This is a genomic window from Rhodospirillales bacterium, from assembly GCA_018666775.1.
In the GTDB taxonomy this organism is placed as follows: domain Bacteria; phylum Pseudomonadota; class Alphaproteobacteria; order SMXQ01; family SMXQ01; genus JABIXC01.
Genome location: JABIXC010000007.1, coordinates 359,161 through 383,038, shown reverse-complemented (window position 1 = coordinate 383,038; position 23,878 = coordinate 359,161). Strand labels below are relative to the sequence as shown.

At 52.8% G+C, this 23,878-nt stretch carries 21 protein-coding genes and 1 tRNA gene; 10 read left to right on the top strand and 12 right to left on the bottom strand.

Translation table 11 applies throughout. The annotated features are described in order from the left end of the window. Positions 1–95: transfer RNA gene (locus HOJ08_04050), tRNA-Sec, on the top strand. 56 nt (positions 96–151) lie between these two features. On the opposite strand, the gene HOJ08_04045 is transcribed toward HOJ08_04050, so the two are convergent. Continuing rightward, positions 152–475: a redoxin domain-containing protein gene (locus HOJ08_04045; GenBank protein ID MBT5672611.1), complete on the bottom strand. Its 324-nt coding sequence runs from the start codon at positions 473–475 to the stop codon at positions 152–154. Positions 476–783: 308 nt separating this feature from the next. Between HOJ08_04045 and HOJ08_04040 the strand changes: the two genes are divergently transcribed. Together HOJ08_04040 and HOJ08_04035 are read left to right on the top strand one after the other, a co-directional pair. Beyond that, on the top strand, positions 784–1,068 hold the full coding sequence (locus HOJ08_04040) for a hypothetical protein (GenBank protein ID MBT5672610.1): 285 nt from the start codon (positions 784–786) through the stop codon (positions 1,066–1,068). Between the two features lie 12 nt (positions 1,069–1,080). Further along, entirely contained in the window at positions 1,081–1,458 is a 378-nt protein-coding gene (locus tag HOJ08_04035; GenBank protein MBT5672609.1) for a hypothetical protein, read from the top strand. On the opposite strand, the gene HOJ08_04030 is transcribed toward HOJ08_04035, so the two are convergent. Both HOJ08_04030 and egtB read right to left on the bottom strand, forming a co-directional pair. Beyond that, on the bottom strand, positions 1,455–2,978 hold the full coding sequence (locus HOJ08_04030) for a malonyl-CoA synthase (GenBank protein ID MBT5672608.1): 1,524 nt from the start codon (positions 2,976–2,978) through the stop codon (positions 1,455–1,457). The genes HOJ08_04035 and HOJ08_04030 overlap by 4 nt on opposite strands. Beyond that, positions 2,975–4,249 carry an ergothioneine biosynthesis protein EgtB gene (gene egtB / locus HOJ08_04025; GenBank protein ID MBT5672607.1) on the bottom strand — a complete coding sequence of 425 codons (1,275 nt, stop codon included), beginning with the start codon at positions 4,247–4,249 and terminating at the stop codon, positions 2,975–2,977. Before egtB ends, HOJ08_04030 begins: the two co-directional genes overlap by 4 nt. A 68-nt stretch (positions 4,250–4,317) precedes the next feature. Here egtB and HOJ08_04020 point away from each other — a divergent pair, with 68 nt between their 5' ends. Then, positions 4,318–5,274 (top strand): TIGR04348 family glycosyltransferase, encoded by a 957-nt coding sequence (locus HOJ08_04020; protein ID MBT5672606.1) that lies wholly within the window; start codon positions 4,318–4,320, stop codon positions 5,272–5,274. On the opposite strand, the gene selD is transcribed toward HOJ08_04020, so the two are convergent. The 4 genes from selD to HOJ08_04000 are packed head-to-tail and all read right to left on the bottom strand — an operon-like array spanning position 5,255 to position 10,629. Then, a complete protein-coding gene (gene selD / locus HOJ08_04015; protein MBT5672605.1) occupies positions 5,255–7,531 on the bottom strand; it encodes a selenide, water dikinase SelD in 2,277 nt (758 codons plus the stop codon). The genes HOJ08_04020 and selD overlap by 20 nt on opposite strands. Positions 7,532–7,587: 56 nt before the next feature. Further along, the gene (locus HOJ08_04010; GenBank protein MBT5672604.1) at positions 7,588–9,117 is read right to left on the bottom strand and encodes an ABC transporter permease; all 1,530 of its coding nucleotides are present in this window, start codon (positions 9,115–9,117) and stop codon (positions 7,588–7,590) included. 4 nt (positions 9,118–9,121) lie between these two features. Beyond that, complete coding sequence (locus HOJ08_04005) at positions 9,122–9,775, bottom strand: ATP-binding cassette domain-containing protein (protein ID MBT5672603.1); 654 nt, start codon at positions 9,773–9,775, stop codon at positions 9,122–9,124. A 2-nt stretch (positions 9,776–9,777) separates the two neighbouring features. After that, a complete protein-coding gene (locus HOJ08_04000; protein MBT5672602.1) occupies positions 9,778–10,629 on the bottom strand; it encodes a putative selenate ABC transporter substrate-binding protein in 852 nt (283 codons plus the stop codon). Between the two features lie 273 nt (positions 10,630–10,902). Between HOJ08_04000 and HOJ08_03995 the strand changes: the two genes are divergently transcribed. From HOJ08_03995 to HOJ08_03985, 3 genes are all read left to right on the top strand, one after another. Then, a complete protein-coding gene (locus HOJ08_03995; GenBank protein ID MBT5672601.1) occupies positions 10,903–12,198 on the top strand; it encodes a hypothetical protein in 1,296 nt (431 codons plus the stop codon). A gap of 13 nt (positions 12,199–12,211) precedes the next feature. Further along, positions 12,212–13,315, top strand: coding sequence for a FecR domain-containing protein (locus HOJ08_03990; GenBank protein MBT5672600.1), 1,104 nt, complete (start codon positions 12,212–12,214; stop codon positions 13,313–13,315). A 120-nt stretch (positions 13,316–13,435) separates the two neighbouring features. Then, positions 13,436–14,695, top strand: coding sequence for a hypothetical protein (locus tag HOJ08_03985; protein ID MBT5672599.1), 1,260 nt, complete (start codon positions 13,436–13,438; stop codon positions 14,693–14,695). A 51-nt stretch (positions 14,696–14,746) separates the two neighbouring features. Here HOJ08_03985 and HOJ08_03980 read toward each other — a convergent pair whose 3' ends face one another. Continuing rightward, entirely contained in the window at positions 14,747–15,193 is a 447-nt protein-coding gene (locus tag HOJ08_03980) for an Rrf2 family transcriptional regulator (protein ID MBT5672598.1), read from the bottom strand. Between the two features lie 88 nt (positions 15,194–15,281). On the opposite strand from HOJ08_03980, the gene HOJ08_03975 reads away from it, so the two are divergent. After that, positions 15,282–15,647, top strand: a complete 366-nt coding sequence (locus tag HOJ08_03975; protein ID MBT5672597.1) for a group 1 truncated hemoglobin — start codon at positions 15,282–15,284, stop codon at positions 15,645–15,647. Between the two features lie 11 nt (positions 15,648–15,658). On the opposite strand, the gene HOJ08_03970 is transcribed toward HOJ08_03975, so the two are convergent. Further along, complete coding sequence (locus HOJ08_03970) at positions 15,659–17,839, bottom strand: acetate--CoA ligase family protein (GenBank protein ID MBT5672596.1); 2,181 nt, start codon at positions 17,837–17,839, stop codon at positions 15,659–15,661. Between the two features lie 114 nt (positions 17,840–17,953). On the opposite strand from HOJ08_03970, the gene HOJ08_03965 reads away from it, so the two are divergent. Beyond that, positions 17,954–18,721, top strand: coding sequence for a hypothetical protein (locus HOJ08_03965; GenBank protein MBT5672595.1), 768 nt, complete (start codon positions 17,954–17,956; stop codon positions 18,719–18,721). 20 nt (positions 18,722–18,741) lie between these two features. Here HOJ08_03965 and HOJ08_03960 read toward each other — a convergent pair whose 3' ends face one another. The 3 genes from HOJ08_03960 to HOJ08_03950 form a co-directional block, all read right to left on the bottom strand. Further along, the gene (locus HOJ08_03960) at positions 18,742–19,458 is read right to left on the bottom strand and encodes a hypothetical protein (GenBank protein MBT5672594.1); all 717 of its coding nucleotides are present in this window, start codon (positions 19,456–19,458) and stop codon (positions 18,742–18,744) included. Between the two features lie 27 nt (positions 19,459–19,485). Then, positions 19,486–20,970 (bottom strand): FAD-dependent tricarballylate dehydrogenase TcuA, encoded by a 1,485-nt coding sequence (gene tcuA, locus HOJ08_03955; GenBank protein MBT5672593.1) that lies wholly within the window; start codon positions 20,968–20,970, stop codon positions 19,486–19,488. 68 nt (positions 20,971–21,038) lie between these two features. Beyond that, positions 21,039–22,436 (bottom strand): MmgE/PrpD family protein, encoded by a 1,398-nt coding sequence (locus tag HOJ08_03950; protein MBT5672592.1) that lies wholly within the window; start codon positions 22,434–22,436, stop codon positions 21,039–21,041. A 155-nt stretch (positions 22,437–22,591) separates the two neighbouring features. Between HOJ08_03950 and HOJ08_03945 the strand changes: the two genes are divergently transcribed. Then, positions 22,592–23,842: a hypothetical protein gene (locus HOJ08_03945; protein MBT5672591.1), complete on the top strand. Its 1,251-nt coding sequence runs from the start codon at positions 22,592–22,594 to the stop codon at positions 23,840–23,842. The last annotated feature ends 36 nt before the right edge of the window (positions 23,843–23,878 follow it).

Sequence of the window (23,878 nt, the reverse complement as noted above, 5' to 3'; positions counted from 1 at the left end):
GGAAGGGCATCGTATCCGGTGGTGCGCCTGGATTTCAAATCCAGTGAGGGGCGTTAGACGTCCTTGGTGGGTTCGACTCCCACGCCTTTCCGCCACATAAAAAAGGGGAACGCCAAGATTGCCGTTCCCCTTTTTTGTCTGTTTTTTGATTTTATCCCAGTGAATCGCGGCGCGTCAGCCATTTGACCACATCGGCGGCATCCATGCGCCCGATGGGGCCAGCAGAATAGCTCGACGTCATCACCTTGCCATCAGGACCGATGACAAATTCTGATGGCTGGACGATATCAGTGCCGCGATGAACGCCTGCCCAGCCTCCCATGGCGTAGGCATCTTGTTTTGTGGCGCTGTGGGTGACGGGAAAGGAAACATCCTTTGCCACTTCTTGCGCGTTTGCTTCGTCATCTGCGCTGATGGCAATGACTTTCGCATCAAGCTTTTTCAAGGCTTCTTTTTCATTCTCGAAGCCGACCAACTGCCGGCGGCAATAGGGTCACCAGTGGCCGCGATAGAACAGGGCGATCAGATATTTGGAATCCATGTCATCGGGAATGGTCATGGTGCCACCGCCGATCAGGTTCAGGGCAATGCTTGGAAAGCTGTCCCCTTCGTATAGTTTATCGGCCATATTTTTTTCCCTTTGAAATAATGTTGGTATCTTTCAGGGTTTTGCGCCACGGCGCAAGGCCAACCCCATCAAAAAACCGTGAACGGCACTTGAAATTGCATCTCTTGGGCTTTAGATTTTTAACAGATCAATGCACGAAGAAAGGGTGGGCCCTGATGGATCCCCGTTACGAACACTTCAAAAATTTTTCCGGCGGCTCTCTTTCTATGGAAGAAAAGCGCGCCATCTGGCTGGAAATCACCCCCTGGTCAGAAGAAGAATTCGACGCCTACATCAATGGTTTCCGGGAACATCAAAAAGGCGCGCCAGAAGTGGGCGATGTCGCCCCGGATTTTACCGCCGAAATTCTGGGCCCGGGTCGCAAACGCACCGGTGAAAGCCTGACCCTTTCATCCCTGCAAGGTCGATCGGTGGCACTGGCCTTTGGGTCATACACCTGACCCCCCTTCCGTATGCAGGCCGTGCGCCTGAACGAAATATATGAAGCCCATAAAGACAAGCTGGCATTTTACCTCACCTACATTCAGGAGGCGCACCCAGCTAACGGCTGGCAGACGCCCCAGAATTTGTATGAAGAGATCATTCACAATGCCCCCACATCCGATGATGAACGTGCCGAAGTGGCGGGGGTCTGTCAAACCAGCTTAGACCTGAAAATCCCAATGTTATTGGACAGCATTGATAACGATGTCGTCGACAAATACCGTTCCGCCCCGATCCGGCTCTTTGTGGTGAACCCTGAAGGCATCATCACCTTCAACGGTGCCATTGGGCCGCGCGGCTATGATCTCGATGCGTGGGAAGAAGCCATCAAGAAAGAAATTGCCTAGCCTTCAAACGCGCCTTTATAGGTTTCGCGGAGTTTGGCTTTTTCGATTTTGCCCATGGTGTTGCGCTGAAGGGCATCAACGAAGAAGACCTTTTTGGGCTGTTTAAACTTTGCAAGGCAATCAGAAAGCGACTGGATAATACCGGATTCTGTCAGGCTGGCCCCGGGTTTTGGGGCCACCACGGCAATGACCCCTTCGCCAAAATCTGAATGGGGTGCGCCGATAATGGCACCTTCAGCCACCCCGTCGATGGCATCAAGGGCGGCTTCCACTTCGGCTGGATAGACATTCAAGCCCCCGGTGATGATCAGGTCTTTGTCGCGGCCAACGATGGACACATAGCCATCATCATCAATCACGCCCATGTCGCCGGTGATGAAAAAGCCATCTTCGCGAAATTCTGAGGCGGTCTTTTCTGGCATTTGCCAATAGCCCTGAAACACGTTGGGACCCCGAACTTCGATCACGCCAATTTCATTGCGCCCCAATACGTGGCCGCTTTCCATATCGGCAATCCGCGCTTCCACGCCCGGCAGCGGTTGGCCCACGGTGCCGGGACGGCGATCGCCATCATAGGGATTGGATGTGTTCATGTTGGTTTCTGTCATGCCATAGCGTTCCAAAATGGCATGAGAGGTGCGCGCGGAAAAATCCTTGTGCAACTCAGCCGATAAAGGTGCAGAGCCGGAAATAAACAGGCGCATCGTGCGGGTAAGGTCATCGGTGAAATCATCGCGGGCCAAAAGCCTGCTGTAAAATGTGGGCACGCCCATCAATACGGTTGCCTTTGGCATCAATCGGATGATCTCACCCGCATCAAAGCCCTCCATGAAGACCATGGAAGCGCCTGAAAACAGGGTTACATTGGTGCCAACAAAAAGCCCGTGGGTGTGGAAAATTGGCAGGGCGTGCAACAAAACATCATCGGGCGTAAAGCGCCAGAAATCCGCCAATGCACGGGCATTGGAGGCCAGATTTTCATGGCTGAGCATGGCCCCCTTAGACCGCCCCGTGGTGCCCGATGTGTAAAGAATGGCGGCCAGATCATCTGCTCCGCGTGCAACATTGCTAAATTCAGGGGGGGCGGCATTGGCGCGCGCAGACAAGGTGCCCGTACCGGTTTGATCAAGGGTTTCCAGATGGACCACCCCGGAATCGTCCGCCAAATCGGCGTAGGGGGCCTGATTTTTCGGGTCACAGATAAAGATCAAGGGCGTGGCATCGCCCAAGAAATAGGAAATTTCAGCCCGGCTGTAGCCGGGATTAAGCGGCAGGAACACGCCGCCCGCGCGCACGGTCGCCAGATACAGCACCATCACAGCGATGCTTTTTTCCGCTTGTACGCAAACCCGGTCGCCGGGTTTCAGGCCCAGATCAGACAACGCATTGGCGTATTGGCCGGTCAGGGCAACCAGCCCTTCATAGCTAAGCGTTTTTCCATCAACGGTTTCCAAAAAGCCTTTTTTGGGGTCCGTGATGGCAGCTGAGATTTGATCGAACAGGTGATTTCTGGCGGTCATTTTATTTTGCAGGTTCTAAAGCCACAAAAGACATCGCGGCGGTGAGGCTCAAAGTAATTTCGATACGTGCCGTGGATCATGCGGCCCCGGGTGGTCCAGGCACCCCCGCGCAGCACCTTGGTGTCGCCAAATAACATGGCCGAATATTCTTTGTAGGCATCCGCTTCAAAATCCGGGAAGCCATTGAACGTATCATCCGTCCATTCCCAAACATTGCCGAGCATCTGGCGGCACCCGAACGCACTGTCGCCAGCCCCCAGTGCCGACACGTCGATTGGCCCCAATGCCCGTCCATCGAGATTGGCAAGTGCAGGATCGGGGATGAGCGCCCCCCAGGGATAGCGTCGTTTGGATGCGGCCAAGGTGCCATCAGGCCCGGCTTCGCCAAGGGCGGCTGCTTCCCATTCGGATTCTCGGGGCAGCCGTACCCCGGCCCAACGGCAATAGGCATTGGCCTCAAACCAGTTGACGTGAATCACGGGTTCATGGGGGGGCAGGGCAAAGGTTTGATCGAAACGCCGGACCTGCCATTTATGATGCCCATCGGGCACCCAATAGACGGGGTGTTTGGCTTTGGTATCTGTGCGCCATTTCCAGCCATCTTTATCCCAAAAAGATTCCCGGTCATATCCGCCATCATCGACGAAGGCCTGAAATTCCTGATTTGTCACCGGCGCCTTGGCAATTTCAAAGGGCTCTATTTTTACCGAATGCGCCCATTTTTCATTATCAAACAAGAAGGGCGCGTCTTTAGATGCACCCAGCGGGAAGGTGCCTCCGGGAATTTTAGCAAAACCAGAATGCGGCCCCACTGCGCGTTCGTCTGAAACATCAGCGGCAATGGCGAGATTAGGCGTGGCAAGCCCGAGGGTTTGGCGTGCCCAGAGAAAAGCTTCTGTGTGCATGTCTTCGTGGAAGATGGCGAATTGATAGATGAAGCTGTCTTGTTCGCTGGCCATGCCCTGATCCAGACGGTCTGCCAGCAGATCAAAGACCGTTTGCAAATAATTGAGCGTTTCTTCCCGACTCAGCAGTGGCAAATCCCATCGCAATTCATGGGCAATGGCAATGGAATCATAGAGCTTCGTTGCACGATCGCCTAAGATGGACGCCTGCCCGTAAAGCTGGTTGAGGATGAAATATTCATAGAAAAAGGCAACATGGCCAATTTCCCAACGCAAAGGATTAACCGTGGGTAATTTAGGCCCCATCAATTGTTGGTCATCAAGGTCAGCGACCAGTTCAAGGGTCCGGTTCCGGGCGTCTTGCATGTTCGCGATCAAATGTGCGGTACTAACAGGCGTTGTCACGGAAATTCCACCATTGGTTAGGGACGTTCATGAAGATTAGCATAGTCACGCCGGCTGAAAAACAGTCCAAAAATGGCAACAGAACCACGGCCGTTCGTTGGGCGCGGATGTTGCGTGAACTGGGCCATCAGGTGCGCATCGATGTTGATTACAGGGGTGAAGTAGCGGATGTCATGATTGCCATCCATGCCTGGCGCAGTGCCGATGCGATTTTGCGCTACCGCGAACGCTATGCCCACGGCCCATTGGTGGTGGGGCTTGGGGGAACGGATGTGAATACGTTCCTGAAAACCCACCCCGAACCAACGCTTCGGTCCATGAAACTGGCTGATGCGTTGATCTGTCTTCATGATCTTATTGGCAACGCATTACCTAAAGGGCTGCGCCACAAACTTCATGTGGTTCGCCAATCGGCCTTGCCATTGTCTGGTGCCAGAACGCCTGCCAAACGCCATTTTGATATTTGTGTTATCGGCCATTTGCGCGATGAAAAAGACCCCTTCCGGACGGCACGGGCCGCAAGATTATTGCCTGAGGCATCCAGGATTCGGGTTATTCATTTGGGAAAGGCCCACACCCCTGAATTTGCCAAACAAGCACGGTCAGAAATGGATATAAACCCCCGTTATCATTGGCTGGGAGAGGTTGGCGGGTGGCGGGTGCGGCGCGAATTTGCAAAGACCCATTTGATGGTGATCAGTTCCAATCAGGAAGGCGGGGCCAATGTGGTTTCCGAAGCCATTGCGGCCAATGTGCCTGTGATCGCCAGTGATATTGACGGCAATGTTGGTCTTTTAGGTAGCGATTATCCGGGGCTTTACCCGGTTCGCGATGAAGCGGCCTTGGCGGTGCTTTTGCAACGCGCAGAATCTGATCCCCGGTATCTTAAATCACTGGAACGGTGTGGCCGGAAACTGAAACCCCTGTTCCAGCCCGGCCATGAACGGGCCGCCTTAAAGCGGATTGTTAATTCTGTTTTGAAATAAGGGTCACCGGTTCCAGCGCATCGCTTTCAGGTTTCACCTCACCAATGATAACGGAGCGGGTGTAGCCAAGATCGATCAGGGCTTTGATACAGGCATCTGCGCGATTGGCAGGGATAGAGGCCAGCAAACCACCCGATGTTTGGGGATCGAATAACAAAGGATAGCGTTCGTGTTTTTGCGCATCATCAAGATTACGGATGGCCCGGCGAAGGCGCACATTGGCGGGCTGAAGCGAGCTTAAAATACCAAGGCGCACCGCATCAAGAGCACCATCGAGAATGGGCAGGGCATCAAGGTCAACCTCTACATCAACATTGGATGCCTTGGTCATTTCAACCATATGGCCCAGCAATCCAAACCCTGTAATGTCGGTGCAGGCACTGGCACCATGATCAAACAGGCAGTGTGCTGCTTTTTGGTTCGACTGGACCATGGATTTAAGCGCCCCATCAATCCATCGGCCCTTGGCTTTTTGCTGCATGTCGGCGGCAAACAGCGTGCCGGTTCCCAATGCCTTGGTGACAATCAAGACTTCACCCGGAACCATGCCAGATTTGCGCAAAATGCTTTCGCGGTCCGCAAGGCCGTTGACGGAAAACCCCAACGCCAATTCAGGGCCTTCGCTGGTATGCCCCCCGACCAAGGTTGCCCCGGCTTCATTCAAGATATCCATGGCACCGGTCATCATTTCACGGAGCGTCGTTTCGACCTTTGATTCAATGCCAAAGGGAACGGTGGCAATGGCCAGCGCTGTTTGGGGGGTGGCCCCCATGGCAAAGATGTCGCTTAAGGCATGGTTGGCGGCAACCTGGCCAAAGATATAGGCATCATCAATAAAGGCCCGAAAGTAATCGACGGTATGAACGGCGACCATGCCTTCGGGAATTTGAACCACGGCGGCATCATCGGGGGCATGCAGGCCAACCAGAACATCATCATTTTCCAGCGGTTCCAGTTCGGCCAAAGCGCGGCTTAGAACATTGGCACCCACTTTTGCACCGCAACCCCCACAGCGCATGGCAACGGCGGAAATGTCTTTCAGGGTTTGCTGATCGGCAAGGCCGGGGTCGAGCGCCGGGACTTTTTCTGCGATCATTTCTGGTAACAGGTTGAATTTGTTCATGAAACGACGATCAATCCAGTCTTTCCATTTCCAGACCCATCGGCCTTTGGCAGATAACCCCCATTTAGAAGCAACGGCGCATTTATCCCCGGTGCTGATTAAAACCAGAAAGGCGCGCTGGGGTGAAAAATCGCGTGCTGGTTTTCCGACCAAAACCCGGCGCAGGTTTTCCGTCAGCGGCGGGCCTTGGCGGACCGCAAAGACACCGGCCTTTGGGCGGGGGTGATTGACCACAGCGGCAATGTCACCTGCGGCAAAAACATCGCCATGAGAGGTCGATTGCAAACTGTCTTTAACCTGAATAAAGCCTGCATCATCGACATCAAGCCCCGATTCGCGCAGCCAATTTGGCGCACCGGCAGCAGTAACCCAGAGCACTTCGTCCAATTCTATCGTGTCGCCATTATCCAGCGTGATGGCATTGGGCGTTACTTTTTCAGTTTTGGCAGCCTGATGGACATGGATGGACCGGTCCGCCATGAGGCGTTCAAAGGGTTGGCGCACGCCCGCGCCGAAGCTTGGCAAGATGGTCTCTGATTTGGAAATCAGATGGAATTTCAAATCATTGGGGTCTTTGTTTTGTTCGGCCAAACGCTGGCTAAGGCTATGTTGCATGGAAAGCAGAATTTCCACACCACCCGCACCTGCACCCACAACACCAATGCGGTGAGGGCCGGGTGTGGTCATGACGCGTTCTGACAATTGATGCCAACGGTCGACAAAATTGTTGATCGGTTTAACCGGCGTGGTGAATTGTTCGGCACCGGGCACATTGTTGAAGCTGGGTGTTGAACCAATGTTGATTGACAGCACATCGTATGGGACGGGCGGGCGATCTTTGCAGATCACCTGTTTGGTTTTAAGGTCCAGCAGGGTCGCTTCGTCATGATACAGGCGTGCCCCCGCCAATTGGCACAAGGGGCGCAGGTCAATATGGACGTCATCAAATTCGTAATGTCCCGCAACATAGCCCGGCAACATGCCCGAATAGGGTGTGTGCAGATCCCGGGCAATGACCGTCAACCGAATGCCGGGCAATGGCTTCATGGCAAATTTCTTGAGCAAAATCACATGGCTGTGGCCACCGCCAATGAGGACGAGGTCTTTAATGATGGCAGGTTGGCCAGATTGCATTTCTTGTTCGCTCCTTTAATCCCTAGGCATAACTAATTTCTAGGCCCGACTAATCTCTAGGCCCTGCCGGCCTGGGTACTTAAACGCAGGTTACGCCGAATGCGCCTTGAAACTGCATCGATGCCTATATTAAAGATTGCGGTGACCGCAATCAAAAACATTGCCCGATCAAGGCGAATGTCAGACAGCGCAGAATCGATGAAGAATCCCAAAGTGGCAATGCCCAGTATCCCCATAATGGCAGTTTCGCGCATGATCACTTCCCAACGGTAGAACAGAAATGCCAGAAATTGGCCATAAACCCTTGGTAAAATTTCATATCCATACAGGTTGAAGCCCTTCGGACTGTCTGGCCGGGTTTGAACTTCATCACTGAAGCGGCCCACCAGATGGCCAATGATGGCCCCATTGTGAAGGGACAGGGCAACGATGGCTGGCAACATGGATGGCCCCCAGAGCTGCAGGAAAATATAGGCCAGAATGAATTCCGGGGTGGACCGCAGAATAACCATGAACCCATTGCCAACGGCCCGGCCATAGGGCCCGAAGAATTTTTTGGAAACCAGCGGAAACAGGGCCAATGCCAAAATGCCCGTGCCAATCAGGGCGATCTGGGTCAGCAGCAGGGTTGAAATCATGCCATGGACCGCCTGATCCATCAGCATGGTCCAAAGCCAGTCCCCCATGTGGCTCCAGGTCTGGCCATCAAAAAGCCCCCCCTGGCGAAAGGGCAGGGGCACAATATCGTTGGTTATAAAGCGGGTTATGTTGGTTATATCGATGGCGGCGCCGCCCCCCAATGCGAAGGGTGCAGCCAGGATATAAAAGCCAACGAGTTTTGGGCGCATCCAAAATCGCAAACTGGCAATCAAAACATAGAAAATGATCAACAAAGCAGCAGCGATTGAATAATGACCTTCGCTGAACGCTGTTTCCAGATGAAAGCCCAGGGTCGGCAACCCGACAAACCCCAACACCGTGGCGGACCGCAGCCCGCATTCAAACCGGTAGCTGGTGTAGGTCTTTAGATGAACCCAAACATCGGGAAGGCGGGCAAAGAAAAAGGCGGAGACAATGCCCACGCCTTTTGGCAAGGCCTGAAGGGCCGGCAATTCTGCTTCTTCCAGGGTTTCGGCATAAACCTTGGCGCAGATGCCCGCATAGGGAATGGCGATGGCCAGCACCCCGGTCAGGGGTGAGAGCCCCAGCATCTGCAAAAAAATCAACGCCCAGAACAGCTCATGGATGGCGCGCGCGCCCGCACATACCCAGCGAACCGGGGCCAGATGAAAAACCTGGGAAAGGGCAAACCCGCCCACGGCGCCAAGGGCAACACCCGAAAGGGCAAAGGCGATGGTTTGCACGATGATCATCACAATCCCGGTTCCCATGCCAATAACGGCGGGGAAATCGGGTGTCACCACCCCCCATGCCATGCGCTTCATTTCTGACCATGGGTCGAGCGTGGTGATGGAAACATCGGCAAAGAACAGGCAGACAATGGCAACGGCAACGAAGCCCATGCTGGTTTTCACCAAGGATGAATAGGCAGGGCCTGTTGGCTTGGATAGGCTTGATGCTGTCATCAACCTAGTCCGTATACAGGAAATCAAGATCGGGTCGTGTCAGGTTCCCGGTCGGTTCATCAAGGGCGATGCCCCCATTTTTGATGCCGACGATCCGCGTCGAATATTCAAGGGCCAAATCAACGTCATGCATGGCCAAAATAACGGTTTCAAAATTTTCTGTCAGGGCGTCCAGAACAATGCGGGATTGATGATTGTCGATTGCCGATACCGGCTCATCGCCCAGCACCGCTTCACCGCCTTGAAACAGTGCCCTGCAGATGGCGACGCGCTGTTGTTGCCCGCCGGAAAGGGTGCCAACGCGTTCAAACAGTTTATCGCCCAGGCCCAATCCTTCAGCAATGGGGCGGATTTGCGCCACTTCGCGTTTGCGGGGCCAAACCAGATTTGAAAGATTGTAGGCCGTATTGTTGCGCGCCAGAGCCCCCATATAGATGTTGTGAAAGACGCTTAAACTACGGACAAGGCCAAGGTTTTGGGGGATGAGGGCGGTATTTTCATCGTAGCGGGTTTGCAGAACAGACAATAAAGTGGTTTTTCCAGAACCGCTTTCCCCCACCAGTGCCACCCGCTCACCGGCTGAAATGGTGACGGAAATGTCACGCAGCACGGCACAGCCGTCATATCCCAAATTTTCATTGTTGAGGCTGAAAATCACGTTCAGTCGATCAGTTTGATTTGCTTCGCTACATCCCAGATGGGCTGATAGTCAGAATTTTTTGCTGGGATAAAGCTTTTTCTGGGAAAAGCCGCAAGGAGTTTCGGGTCTTTCATGGACAACAGGGCTGCACGCACTTTTTTCTTGAAACCGGGTTTCAGGCGTTTGTCCACATCGCCGCGGATGGTCCATTGATAATCGGGATAGGGTGGGGTTTTCCAGATGATAGAAACTTTTGACAGGTCGATTTTTCCGGCCTTCAATTCGTTTTCCCAAACCTTGAAATTAACCGCGCCCACCTGATAAGCACCCGTTTGGACAAGGGCGATGGTTTTAGAGTGATTGCCGCTGAAGCCAACTTTCTTAAAAATGGCATGGGGGGCTGCGTGCAGATTTTTGAGGATGTGATATTGCGGCATTAAACGACCAGACGTGGAGCCCTTGGAGCCAAAGGTAAAGGTTTTGCCCGCAATGGCTTTTGGAAAGGCTTTGGATATTTTTAAACGCGTGCTGGCGTGGGCAATGAAATAGGTGACGAACGCCTTGTCTTCAAACCCTTGTGCGATGGCTTCGGACCCTTTTACAAGGGCCCGCGCGCGAACACCGGATAGGCCGCCGAACCATGCCATTTGGACCTGGTTGTTGCGAAAGGCGACAACGGCAGCGGCATAGGATTTAACAGGAACATATTTGGTTTCAACGCCTAATGTCTTTGAAAGATAAGCAGCAACCTGATCAAAGCGTTGCCGCAGCCGCGCGGTATTTTCATCGGGAATGGCGGTAAAGACGAACGGTTCAGCATTGGCCGGGGTCGAAAAGGGTCCGATAAATGGCAAGGCAATGACAGAACACAACAGAAGGATCTTTATATAAGGCATGGAATGTTCCCGAAAGTTGATCAAGGTTAAATCTGATGCAGGGCTGTCAGGATAAATCAGCTTGCCCCGTCTTGCGAGGGTAATGTGAGGCATTATCAGTCTAAATTGTTGGGCTATTTTCTGTCATACCCACAGGCTTAACACCATTAATGGAATATGGTAGGCTTTGCTGTGGGCTTAACTCATCTTTGGGTATGCTTGGGTTTTGCTTCCGAACGGTTCAAAAATGCTGAACCAGATGAGGTGGCCATGACACCATTTAGATATATGCGTCTTGTGCTTATAGGTCTTTTGACAGCCATGGTGCTGCTTCCAACCAGCGGTATTGCTGCTGGCTGCAAGCTTTCTACGGGCATCGGTCAACTTGCGCTGATAGAGCGCAATATTCAAAGCCTAGAGAAGGCTTTGACCGGGCCCGATCGGCAAAAAATCATCACTGGCCTTCGTTCAAAGGTTGTGGCCCTTAAACGTCGTGGCGGGGGGTTCCCGGCCAAGGCCCGGCCGGTATCGATGGCCTGCAATGCCTTGGCACCTTTTTATGCAAAAGTGAAAGCGGCCAAACAGAAACGCGATGCAACCCTTAAAAAATTAAGAGCGACCCGAAAGGCCGCAGGCGCAAAGCTCGACCGCGCGAGGGCTCGCGTCACAAGTGCGAGAGGCGGGCTGTGCCCGTCAAAGGTACCAAAAGAACAGCTGTCTTCGTGCCATGCCAAATCGAATGCGTTTAACCAAACCTTGGTCGCGCCATTTAATGTGCAGGCGGCGCAATACAGAAAGCTCAAAAAACAGCTCTATGCGCAAATTAAGGCCGCCAAGGCCACCTATACGAAAATGCAGAAACAATCGGTTCAGCGCTGGAAAGCCGTTCAGCGGGATGCCAAAAAATACAAATCTGCCCGCAAGGCTTGGTTCAAGGATGTAAAGAAAGTCTGGGGCGAGACGGCCAATTTGATGGGTAAGGCGCGGCGCGCAAAGACCGCTGCAAAGAAGGCCAGAGGTGGAGAGCTGGGAAAATTATCCGGCCCTCTTGCAAAGGGAAAGCCCGGGCGCTCACCTGGATCGAAAAAAATTCCCGGGGCCATCACCGCAAAGGAAGGCGGTGCCATGGGCCAGGCCAAGGCTGCAAAATCATCTTCTGATGCCGGCACAGCTTTCGGGGCTGGCCGCGTCTTTGATCGTGGCGATGTCCGCTATCCCAAGGGTAAATCCGGGAGTGGGGGTGTGGTTGACGGGCGTGGCATGAAGCCCCGGGCGGTTCCAGAAAAAGTGCGCAATTCTGCGGGTTGGCAAAAGCTGGACCGCAGGCAAAAAACCCATCAGGCCAGCCGCAAAAAAGCCCAGAAGAAAATCGATGCCATCAAGAAAAAGCTGCAATCGGGCAAGGGTAATTCCGGCCAGCTTCAGGTGGATTTGGTGCGCGCCCGCGATGCAAAGGACCGCGCCCAGTCAAAAATTAATGTGGTGAAGGCAAAAAAAGATTCCTTCTCATTAACACTGGAAGAAAAACCAACGCCCAAAGTGGCACCTCCTAAACCTGTGAAGTGAAGGGAACCGCATTGTGAAAGTATACCCTCTGAGGCTGGCTCTGGGACTGCTTTCGATTTTGTTCGGGTTTGCGGTGATGCCATCGGCATCGGCGTTGACCGTTCCAACCCTATTGGCGGTGCCAGAGCATTTTGCCTATCCGCGATATTCTGAACTGTCCCAGCACCGCGCCCAGTTGAAGACACGGTTTGGAACGCTTAAACGCAAAATCAGTGCGTTTTCAGCCCGCTGTGCCAGTGTTGATAAAGGATCATCTGCGGCCAGTGCGTGTCGTATCAAACAGCGTGGTCTGACTATAAAGATCGGGGCCTATTCCAAGGATGCAAAGCATTTCAATGATCGGGTTAGGGCGGCATCGGGCTTGAGTTGTCAAAAGGGCGGATTTGAAACCAGGCGTGGGCGCAAGAGCGGCAAGGAATATGTCAATTGCAAGTGCCGTTTCGGGTTTGCGACCACGGGGAAACAGTGCACCCGAAAGCTAACCGCATTAATTCTGCAAAATTTGCCAGCCTTTATTACCCGGGAAAAAAATGGCGATGTCCGTGTGGATTTGATTGATCTGGATGATGCGTCACTGTCGGTCAATATCGGGTTTCAGGGCAATGCCATTACGACCGGGGTGAATTCATATTTAAAAATAAACACCCTGACCGGCGAAGAACTGTCGGTGGGGATGAATACATCCCTAAATGTTTCCACCACAAAGGGCGATCTGATGATTGCCAATTTAAAAGGCAATGTCCGGTTTAAAACCAACACCAAAGACAGTGTTTTCAACGGGTTACAGAAAAAGGCCCGGCGATATTTTGGAATGACCAAAGCATGGGTTAAAAAGACCCATAGCCGCCGTTTTCGGGTCAGAACACCCACGGCAGTTACGTCTGTCAGGGGCACGGATTTTGTGTTTGAGGGGAAAGCCAATGGCGACATGGTGGTATCAGTCCTTAGCGGGGGCATTGATATCCGGCCCTTAAAAGGCGGCAAGCCTTTGAAGCTGGATGCGGGACAATCTGGCTTGATCCCAAAATCTGGAAAGCCCTATAGGTTGCCGCCTAAAAACGTGTCTTCCATGGCCAAAGACTGGCAAATGAAATCCGGCATCAAGGATCAAAGATAAGACTTCATTGGATGATGTCTTGTAGGTGGAACTGGGATGTGTTCCACTTTTGGTATTCAAAAAAAAGCATGGCTTCAGTTAGTAATTGTATCTGGGAGACAATTAAAGGGAGACCTGATCATGAAACAGTTAAACAAGTTAATGGCCACTGGCACCCTAATGGCGGGCGCGCTGGTTTTTACCGGGGCATTTACCGGAACGGCCGATGCGGCTGACGGGAAAGCATATTACAAGGACAAAACAGTTAGATGGATTATCGCCACCGGGCCCGGTGGCGGCCATGATTTCTATGCGCGCTTGTTTGCGCGCCATATGTCAAGGGCACTGCCTGGATCAAAATTTGTCACCATCAACCGGCCGGGTGCTGGACACGTGATCGGTGCCAATCTGATCGCGGCATCAAAACCCAATGGTTTGACCATCGGTAATTTCACAACCGGATTGATCTATGCCCAAATCATGAGCCTTAAGGGCATGCGGTTTGATTTGTCCAAATTATCATGGATTGGCAAGGGTGCTGCTGATGTCCGCGTGGTTTCTGTGGCGCACAATTCCAAATACCAAACCTGGAATGATATCTTAAACACCAAACGTAAAATCAAGTGGTCTGCTTCTGGTGTTGGGTCGGGTTCGTGGAATGATTCATTCCTGATCAGCGAATCCTATGGCATCCCGTATCGCATTATTGCTGGGTATCAAGGACCGGAATCTGCCCTTGGCATGTTGCGGGGTGAAATTGACACCCTGGCAGGTGGGCTTAGTTCTGGCATGACGTATGTTCGTGCGGGACAGACCAAAATTATTCTGCGGTTTGGCGATAGTTTGCAATTCCAAAGTATGATGAAGACGGTGCCCAACGCCATCGACCTTGCCAAGACCGAACAGCAAAAGACCCTGTCCAAGATGATGACCCTGTATGGCAAATTGTCGCGCATTGTTGCCGGCCCGCCAAACATGAATCCGGACCGCTTGAAAACGCTTCGGGCTGTCTTTATGGCATCTGCAAAAAGCCCGGATTTGATCGAAGAAGCGAAAAAGTCAAAGCGTTTGATCGAGGCGGCAAATGGGGAAGACACCACAAAACTGGTTGTTGCCATGCTTAACCAGCCCCCGGGCATCATCAAAATGCTGACCGCATTGACCAATGTTAAGGTCCCAATGGTCAGTCATAATGGCCCGGTTACCAAAATTAAACGGGGGGGTCGGCGCATCACCATCAGCCATAAAGGCAAAAAATTGACCGCCAAAGTTTCTGGGTCACGGACGTCGGTATTTCTTAATGGGAAAAAAACCAAGCGTAAAAAGATCAAGGTAGGCATGACCTGCACGTTCACTTGGCCAAAACCCAATATGGAAGCGAAAAAAATCGATTGTAAATAGCAATATTTGAAATGATTGCGACTTAAGCGGGCCCCGATTGGGCCCGCTTTTTTATGCGCTACTTTTGGCAACCTCATGCATGGCATCCAAAAGGGCGCGTTTGTTTTTAACAACATCGGCAAGGCTGTGTGCGGCCACTTCTTGGATAAAAGACTGGGTGGCCTTCCCTAAAATACCTTCCAATGAACAGCAGCCCGCAATGGGGCAGGTGTTTCTTTCTTCATTGAAACATTCAACAATTTCAAAGGATGGTTCGGTGCATTTCACGACATCCCAAAGATTTATTTCCTCAGGCGCCCGCGCCAGCGTGATGCCGCCACCGCGCCCGCGTTTGGTGTTGATGAAACCATTTTTTTCTAACGTATTCACCGCCTTGATGAGGTGGTTGCGCGATATGCCATAAGCCCCAGATATCGCATCAAGCGATACAGGCTCGCCCTTGATAGCGGCATAAATCAACGTTCTCAGGGCGTAATCGGTGAATTGTGTCAGGCGCATTTTCAGCCTTTACCCTTTTTTAATCCTTGAACTTTATTGTTATATTCTTTATGTAACAATAAGAATTTAACCCCAAGGAGATACGTTAATGGCCACGCTTTTTGAACGATTGGGCGGGCGCGATGCCGTCGAAGCCGCCGTCGATATTTTTTACAAGAAAATGATGGCCGATGATACGGTCAGCCCATTTTTTGAATCCACAGACATGGTTCGCCAAGCGGCCAAACAGAAAGCTTTTCTGACCATGGTTTTGGGTGGACCCAACCATTACACCGGTCTGGATATGCGCGAAGGTCATAAACACCTGGTCGAAAAAGGTTTGAATGATTCCCATGTGGATACGGTGATTAAACATCTGGGCGACACCTTGAAAGAACTTGGTGCTGAGGATGAAGATATCACGGAAGTAGCGGCCATTGCCAACAGCGTTCGCGATGATGTTTTAAACCGCTAATCAGTTGTGTTTTAGCCCTTGATTGGACGGATAATGATCAGTCCATCAAGGGCAAACCCACCCCCTGAACCGGGTAAAACGACGAAGGGGTTTACATCAACCCCTTCCACAACATCCATTAAATCCTGTGCCATTGACCCAAGCCCCATAAGGGCCTGTCGCAGGCTGGTGCGGTCGTAAGCCGGTTGGCCACGAAATCCATCAATTAGGGTGCCCGCCTTGGTTTTTGATATCAGGGCATCCGCGAGGGCTGCATCCAATTGGGGCGCGGAAAAAGCAACGTCGCCATAAAGTTCCAGCCCAACACCGCCAGACCCAAACATGACAATGGGGCCGACCTCTGGGTCATTGCTGATGCCCAGCGCCGTCTCTAGCCCGCCCGTGATCTGGCGACCAACCAAGATGCCATCGAGCGCCAGGCCGGGGGCTGCCTTTTCTACATTTTTGAAAATGGTGTCATAGGCAGCTTTGACCGCGTCTTCGGATGCAAGATCAAGGATCACCGCACCGGCTTCGGTTTTGTGGGGCAGTTTGGCCGAAACGGCCTTTAAGACCACAGGAAACCCGATTTTATTTGCGGCACTGACAGCACCATCGCTGCTATCGACAATGTGTTCAGGCGGAACCGCAATCCCATAGGCCGACAAAAGTGCCTTTGAGGCAGGTTCCGATAAAGCAACGGGTTCGGTCGCGCCTGCGGCAATGGCCTGGACCTCAGATATGGCGGCAAGTTGTTCTTTGGTTGGCTTGCGCGCAGTAACAGGCAGCTCAGGTGTGGACGCGTATGTGATGACAGATTTCAGCGCCCGCATGGCTTTGTCCACTTCATGGAGAAAGGGTAAATGGGGCAGGTCTCGGCGCAAGGTCCGGCTGTAATCATTGAGCCCATATGAAATCATGGACACATAAACAATGGGCTTTTGGGCCTTGGCTGCCAGCGCTTCAACTTTGCGCAAATTGTTTTCTTTGCGCTCCGCTCCCGGGTTGCGCAACAATTCTTCTTGCAAGATCAAAAGATCAACGCCGGGATCTGCCAACATCAAATCAATGGCCTTTAAATAGGTGTCTTGATTGGTGAGCACGGCAAAGCCCCCATCCAGCGGATTCCCAACGGCGCTGCCAGCGCCCATCATGCCTTCAAGGGTTGATTGGGATGGGGAGGACAATTCTGAAAATTTAAGGCCATTACGTTCCGCCCCATCGAGCAACAACCCGCGCAAACCGCCTGAAAATGTGACAGCCCCAAGACCGGTGCCTTTTGGTAATTTGGCATGAAGGAAATATTCAACCACCTCAACCACATCATCAAGGGTGCCAACCCGAATGGCCCCGGCGGCTCCGGCGACGGCATCAAAGGCCTCAATCGCCCCGGCCAACGCCCCGGTATGGGCCATGGCTGCCCCCCGCCCATCTTCCGATGTGCCAAGTTTGATCACCACCACCGGTTTGCCCGCAGCCTTTGCCTCACGACACGCCCCCAGAAACCCTTCGCGGTCATGAATGGCTTCCATATAACAAACAATGATTTTGGTGTCGGAATCTCTGGTGAAAAAACGGATGTAATCCGCCGTTGTCAGGCCGGTTTCATTGCCGCTGGTCACCAGATAGCCGGTATCGGCACCGCGATCTTCAAGGGTTCTTTTCATGGCCATAGCAAGCCCCCCCGATTGTCCGACGATGGCGATGGGCCCCCGGGCAACGGTTTGGGCACGGTCATCGGGCATGGTCACCAGACTGTGGGCAGCGCCAATGTTGCCAAGACAATTGGGCCCAGACACGGCCATACCAGATTCTGCAATCGCCTCGCGTAATTCAGCGCCAAGTTTGCGGCTTTCATCGGTGCCGGCTTCATCAAACCCTGAGGTAAAAATAGTGGCGCTGCGTGCGCCTGCCCGGGCGCCGTCTCGCAACACACCGGGCACAAATTTTGCGGGCACAACAATAACCAGATGATCAGGTGTTTCGGGCAGGGATTGAACGTCCTTAAAGCAGGCGACATCCCAAATTTCTTCGCGCCCGGGGTTTACCGGATAGACCGGGCCCTTGAAACCGTACCGGGAAAGGTTTCGCCAAACCCGTGCGGTCCAGCTTCCGGCCCGGTCCGATGCGCCGATCAGGACAACATTTTTGGGATTAAACAGCGCATCAACATTTTCGTCACTGACGGGTTTGGTCTTAATCCTTTTTGACATTGTGCCTCACTGGTTTTGACTGGGATTGTAATTCTGTAGAGATGGCCTGACTTTCTTTGGGATAAAAATAATGACACAATCAGGTGCATCAGGGGAACAGGGGAAAAATCGCACATGAAAATCATGTTTTTGAACAAGGCGCCGCGCAGTGCTGCCAGTTACGATGTTGCGGGGATTGAAAAGCTTTTGAACGGGTATGCATCTGATGGCACCACGGTCGAGGTTTGCTTCCCCGATGATTTCGCGGGCTCTGGCGTTGAAGGGGTTATTGGCGATCAGAAAAAGCTGAATGGCCTGGATCACATGATGGACCTGCCGGCGTTGATCCGGAAAACCATGTGGGCTGCGGAAAATGGCTATGATGCCGTGATCCAGAGCAACACCTTTGATCCCGGCGTTGATGGCGGCCGGTTGGTGGTTGATATCCCCGTTCTTGGCCCGTTGCGCACCACCATTCATGCGGCAAGCATATTGGCCGATCGTATCGGGATTACCGTGCCGCTGGCATCCCATGTTCCCTATACGTGGCGGCTTTTGCGCAGTTACGGCATGGATCAAATGGTCACCGATATTCGCCCCGTGGGCATTTACGGCTCCGATATCAAGGAGCGCAGGGATGAAATAACAGAAACCGCCATCGGTGTGATGAAAGGCCTTGTGGCCGATACCGGTGCGGAATGCATCATACCCCTTGGTGGTGCGATCATCCCCTATATCGTTGATCCCGCCGACCTTGAGGCCGGGGCCAATGTGCCCGTGCTCAACACCAAATCCATTACCATTCGATTTGCCGAAACCTGTGTGGCACTTGGTATTAAGCACAGTCCGCTGACCTATCCACGGGCCAATCTGACAGCGGACGATCTATCGTCCAAAGCGTAATCCCATAACAGTGCGGGCACTTACATGTCTTTGGCCATGCTTGATTTGGGCCAGCGTACCCGGCTTTGCGACAGGTCTAGACTGACCAGAAGGGCGGCCATGCGGATGGGGGCACCAATGCCTTCGACGACGGGCACGCCCAGTTCTTTTGACAGCCAATCTGGCTTGATGTGCACCGGGCATTGGCTGATGCCATGGGGAATGATGACGTCACAGCCTTGATCCTTGATCAAAGACCGGGCTTCGCGCAGGAAAATTTCCGTCATTTCATCGCGATGTTCTGTCATTTTCCGGATGGGCATGGCCACGGTGCGATAATCCACAACCCAGCTTTCCATGCCATAGGTTTTCATTTGGCTTCGGTGGCGCTGAATGGCGGATTGTTCATAACAAATCAGGCCAAACCGTTCCCCAACCATGGCCGCCACATGAAGGGCCGCCTGGGCTGGCCCAATGACGGGAATATCCACAAGGCTGCGGCCCCCATCAACGCCAAGGTCCAACATGCCAAGGGGCACCACGGCATCATAGCCTTCGCGCTCGGCGCGGACGTAAACCTTGTGCATCAGGGGGTGGACTCCTTGAATTTCTGCGGGCCCAAGACCCTGATACGGGCTGGCTTCAATCGGTAAAATGCCAATTTCCACCTCTTCGGATGCGTAAGACAATGCCGTTTCTTCGCGCAGGCGGCGTTCCGCTTCCGGGTATTCCCCAATGCAATATGCAACCCTGATCATGATCTTTCCTTTTTTTGATGTTGGTTTTTATTTTGTTCGCCCGGCCGCATTTTGTCCGGCCAGGCGGCTGAAAACGATGTTCCGGGTTTGGCCCGTGCAGGATGGATAGTTGTGATAAAACAACCCGATGATATCCCCTGATGCATAAAGCCCTTCAATGGGCTGGTTAAAGGTGTTCAACACTTCTGATTGTGTGTTGATGGCAAGGCCGCCAAAGGTGAAGGTGATGCCGCCCGATACCGGATAGATGCGGTAAGGGGGTGCGTCTATTTTCTGTGCCCAATTTGATTTAACAGGCGTGATGCCCAATGCAGATTTTCCATCCAGTTTGGATGGATCGAACGGGACATCATCGGCCACCGCGTCGTTATAGGCATCAACCGTATCCGCTAAAATTTCAGGGTTAAGCCCTGTCTTGGTGGCCAGTTCCGCAATGGTATTGGTTTCTTCGTAGGTGCCCGGAAAACTTGCACCGTGGCGGAACATGGCAATGCCTTTTTGGTCATAAATTTGATACGCAAGATTGCCCGGTTGCCCGCGCACGGCGCGGCCAGTTTTGGCATAGGTGTAGGAATGAAAACTTTCCCCTTCGTCAAAAAACCGCTGGCCCAGGGTGTTGACCGTAATGCCATGGCAATAATCATACCGGTTCATGGTGTTGCCGCGCCCGTCTTCACGCACGGGCGTTTCAAATTTGGGGGCACCGGCATCAATGGGCGTTTGGTGCGCACCCTGCCAATGGCCGGTCACTTTGGCACCCATCGCCATGATCATGTTGAGGACTTCGCCGGTATCGTGTTTGGAGCCCCTGACCTTGAGCAGGTCTGCATTATCGCCAAGATACCGTGCGCGCATTTCAGGGTTGGCCTGAAAGCCCCCGGCGCAGGCAATGACGGCCTGTGCCGATAATTCATAATCGCGATCCGGTGCAGACACGCTGACCCCGTCAATGCGTCTGGCATTGCCATGGATTGCGGTTACCGGAGAAACAAACCGGATATCAATGCCTAAGTGCGTTGCAATATCGCGCCATTGATCCAATTGGCCCTTGCCCCCACCCAGGGTTTGGATCACACGGCCCGGTTCAAAATGGTGGCGTCCATTGACGGTTGCGTATTTTTCAGGAATCCATTTGATGCCGGTTTCAAGGGCCCAATGGGCAGCCTCATTGGATTTCCCCGCCAAAACTTTTGCAAGATCTTCGTCGATCAACCCCTGGGTAACGCGGTTGAGGTCTGCCATAAATTCTTCTTCTGTGTAGGGCTTGATCTCCATATGGTCATAAAGATCGGGGTCAATTTGGGGAATAAAATCCCTGATTTCATCGCGGCCCTGATGACAAAACCGAAATCCAGTATGAGAAAACCGTGCATTGCCACCAAATTCATCTTCGGGGGCTTTTTCAAGCATGACCACATGTTCGGCACCCGATTGCCGGGCCGAGACAGCCGCTTCAAACGCGGTACTGCCCCCGCCAATGATAATGACGTCACAGATCTCATCCTTGCCCAAAACATGCCCCCCAGATTTTTATTATTTGAATAAATCATACAGGAAGTCTGTCGGGGGCCTAGGGGAATTTAGCCATCCCCGACCTGCGCTAGGCTCGCCATCAAAACATCGAGAGACGGTGCGCGATCCAATGCCATGACCGTGTCTTGAATTTCAGCGCACAAGGTTTCGCTGGATGTGGGTTTGGTGACGGCGGCAAATTTGGCAATGACGTCGGGGGCATTGATGTGGCCTTTGGAGAATCCCGGGGGATAAAGAACCTGGGCTTCAAATTGTGCGCCGTCCTTTGTGGTGACGGTCAAGCGACAGGGATAACTGTCAGGGGCCAGCGTGTTTAATGTTCCATCCACACCCATGGTGATTTTCGACATCAGGGATTTTATTTCCAGTGTTTCCCAGCGTTGGTTGTCAAAAGATCGGGGCGTTAATTCGCCATCACTCAGGGCCGCTGCCACCAGAAACGGGAAACAATGATCGGCTGCGTGGCGGGATTTTGGGTTTGATCGCCCGGGGTCCGTTTGGTGGCCGCGCATATACGATGTGTCTGCCATAATCATTTCAATGGTGTCGATGTTGGCTGTGTTAAGGCCATCCCCATGCAGCTGAATGGCGGCACCGATGGCTGCCTGACTGGTGGCAACGGAGGGGAAGGCTTTGACGTGGGTTTCAAGGATGGCACCCGGATTGGTAAGGGGTGCGGATAAAGATGCCATATCCGCATCATCCACAAACATCCGCCGAATGCCTTGAACCTCATCAAGGACGGCCACCGGCCCCGTTGCGCCATTGCTTGCCAGCAATGCAGACAATGCCCCCGATTGCGCGGTCAGCGCATTGGACAGGGATTTGGCAGAAGAAATCTGGCCCCGGCGCATCAAGGGCGGGGCCATGCAGCGCGCCGCCCCAAAGGCCAGCGCATGGGATAGGGGCTCAGCGCCTTGTCCCATTATGTGCCCCGTCATGGCGGCGGCAACAATGCCCGATATGCTGGTGCCATCAAATTGATCGGCCCGGGTGATGACTTTTTTAAAACGGTTATACAGCTCATAGCCCAGCACAATGGTGGCCAGAACGTCATACCCCGATTTTCCCTGCCATTCCCCTGCGGCCAGTGCCACGGGAATGTTGTCCGATGGATGTCCGCCCATGGCGGGTTCGCCCTTTTCCTGGGCAATGGTGTAATCGTTCAGGTCCAGCACGCGCATGATCACGCCGTTGATTAAGATGGCATTCAGGAAAGATGTTTTTGTGCCGCTTCCAATCAACGATGCCTGTTCCGCCCCACCAAGGCTGAGGGCGGATTTCTGAACCTCAAGGGATGTTGGTTCATTGCGCCCGGCAATCGCGCATCCTAGGGTGTCGAGCAAAAGAAGTTTTGCCTGTTCAATGAGCGCCGGCGAAAGACTGTTTGGATCAAACGCAGCGATGGCCCCAGCCATGGCATTGATTGTTGTGCGTTCAGCCATTGAATTTCCCCTGTTGATACCCATGCGTTGTGCCCGTCTGCCGGGTTCATTGCGACGAAACTACCATGATGATAGGCTCTTCATTAATAATCGCCAATTACAGCTTGGTTTAAAACAGGGAAAAACCCTGATGATCTAAATAGGGAGGCGTAATCATGAATAAATTATTTTGTTCAGTTATTACCATTGCCTTGGCTTCGGGCGTCATGTCGACCAACCCGGCATCGGCCGCCAGTGACGCAGATTTCTATAAAGACAAAACGATCACCTTTATTATCGGTAGTTCGCCCGGGGGCAATTATGATGCATGGGCCCGTTTGATCGGGCGCAACATGGGCCGGTTTATTCCGGGAAAACCAAATTTCATTGCGAAAAACATGCCCGGTGCCGGCCATATCAAGGCGTCCAATTATCTTTTTAACATTGCGGCCAAAGATGGTTCTGTGATCGGCACCATCAGCCGCAACATGCCAACGCGCGCACTTTTGAATCATCCCGCAGTTAAATTTGATCCGGTCAAATTTCGCTGGATCGGCAGCCCGGAACTGTCCAACAGGGTCTGCATTGTCATGAAGGAATCAAAGATTAAAAAGGGTGCGGACCTGTTTACCCATCAGGCCTTGATGGGTGGTGCCGGGGCCGGGACCGCAGTTTCGACCACACCCAATGTGTTGCGCACTTTGCTTGGCATGAAATTCAAACTGATTGAGGGCTATAAAAGCGCCACCGATGTCAGCCTTGCCATGGAGCGGGGCGAAGTGGAAGGCATTTGCCAAAGTTATGGTGCGTTCAAGGCGGGCCATCCAGATTGGTTGAAATCCGGAAGGGTGCGGGTTTTGTTTAATCTGGAGCCCAATCCAATTGCGGGCACTAATATTCCGTCGGTTTTCGAACATGTCAAAACCGATGAACAGCGCAAAATCCTCAGCTTCTATTCTTCAAATATTGAAATCGGTCGCCCAACGGTTGCCCCGCCGGGCATTTCCAGCACCCGGCTGAATACCCTGCGTCGTGCGTTTGATGCCACCATGGGGGATGCGAAATTTATCGCAGCGGCCAAGAAACAAGGCCTGAAAGTTTCACCTTTGACGGGCGAAGAGCAGGAAAAAAGGGTGTTGGCTTTGGCGGCAACCGATCCCGTTACGGTCAAGAAGACCGAAGCGATGCTGAATAGGCTTAATCCCAGTTTCACCGAAACTGTCAAAGTGACAGGGACCAAGCGCAAGGGTCGCAGGGTTCTGTTCATGAAAAAGGGAAAATCCATCACCATCAAGGTCAGCAAAAGCCGGACCAAGGTGAGCATTGGTGGAAAGAAATCCAAAAGGTCAAAAATCAAGGCGGGCATGATGTGCAAAATCACCCATCTTGGCCCCAATTCCCGGGCAAAGAAAATCGCCTGCAAATAGGGACAGACCAAACTTGAATTCGATGGGCCCGGCTAT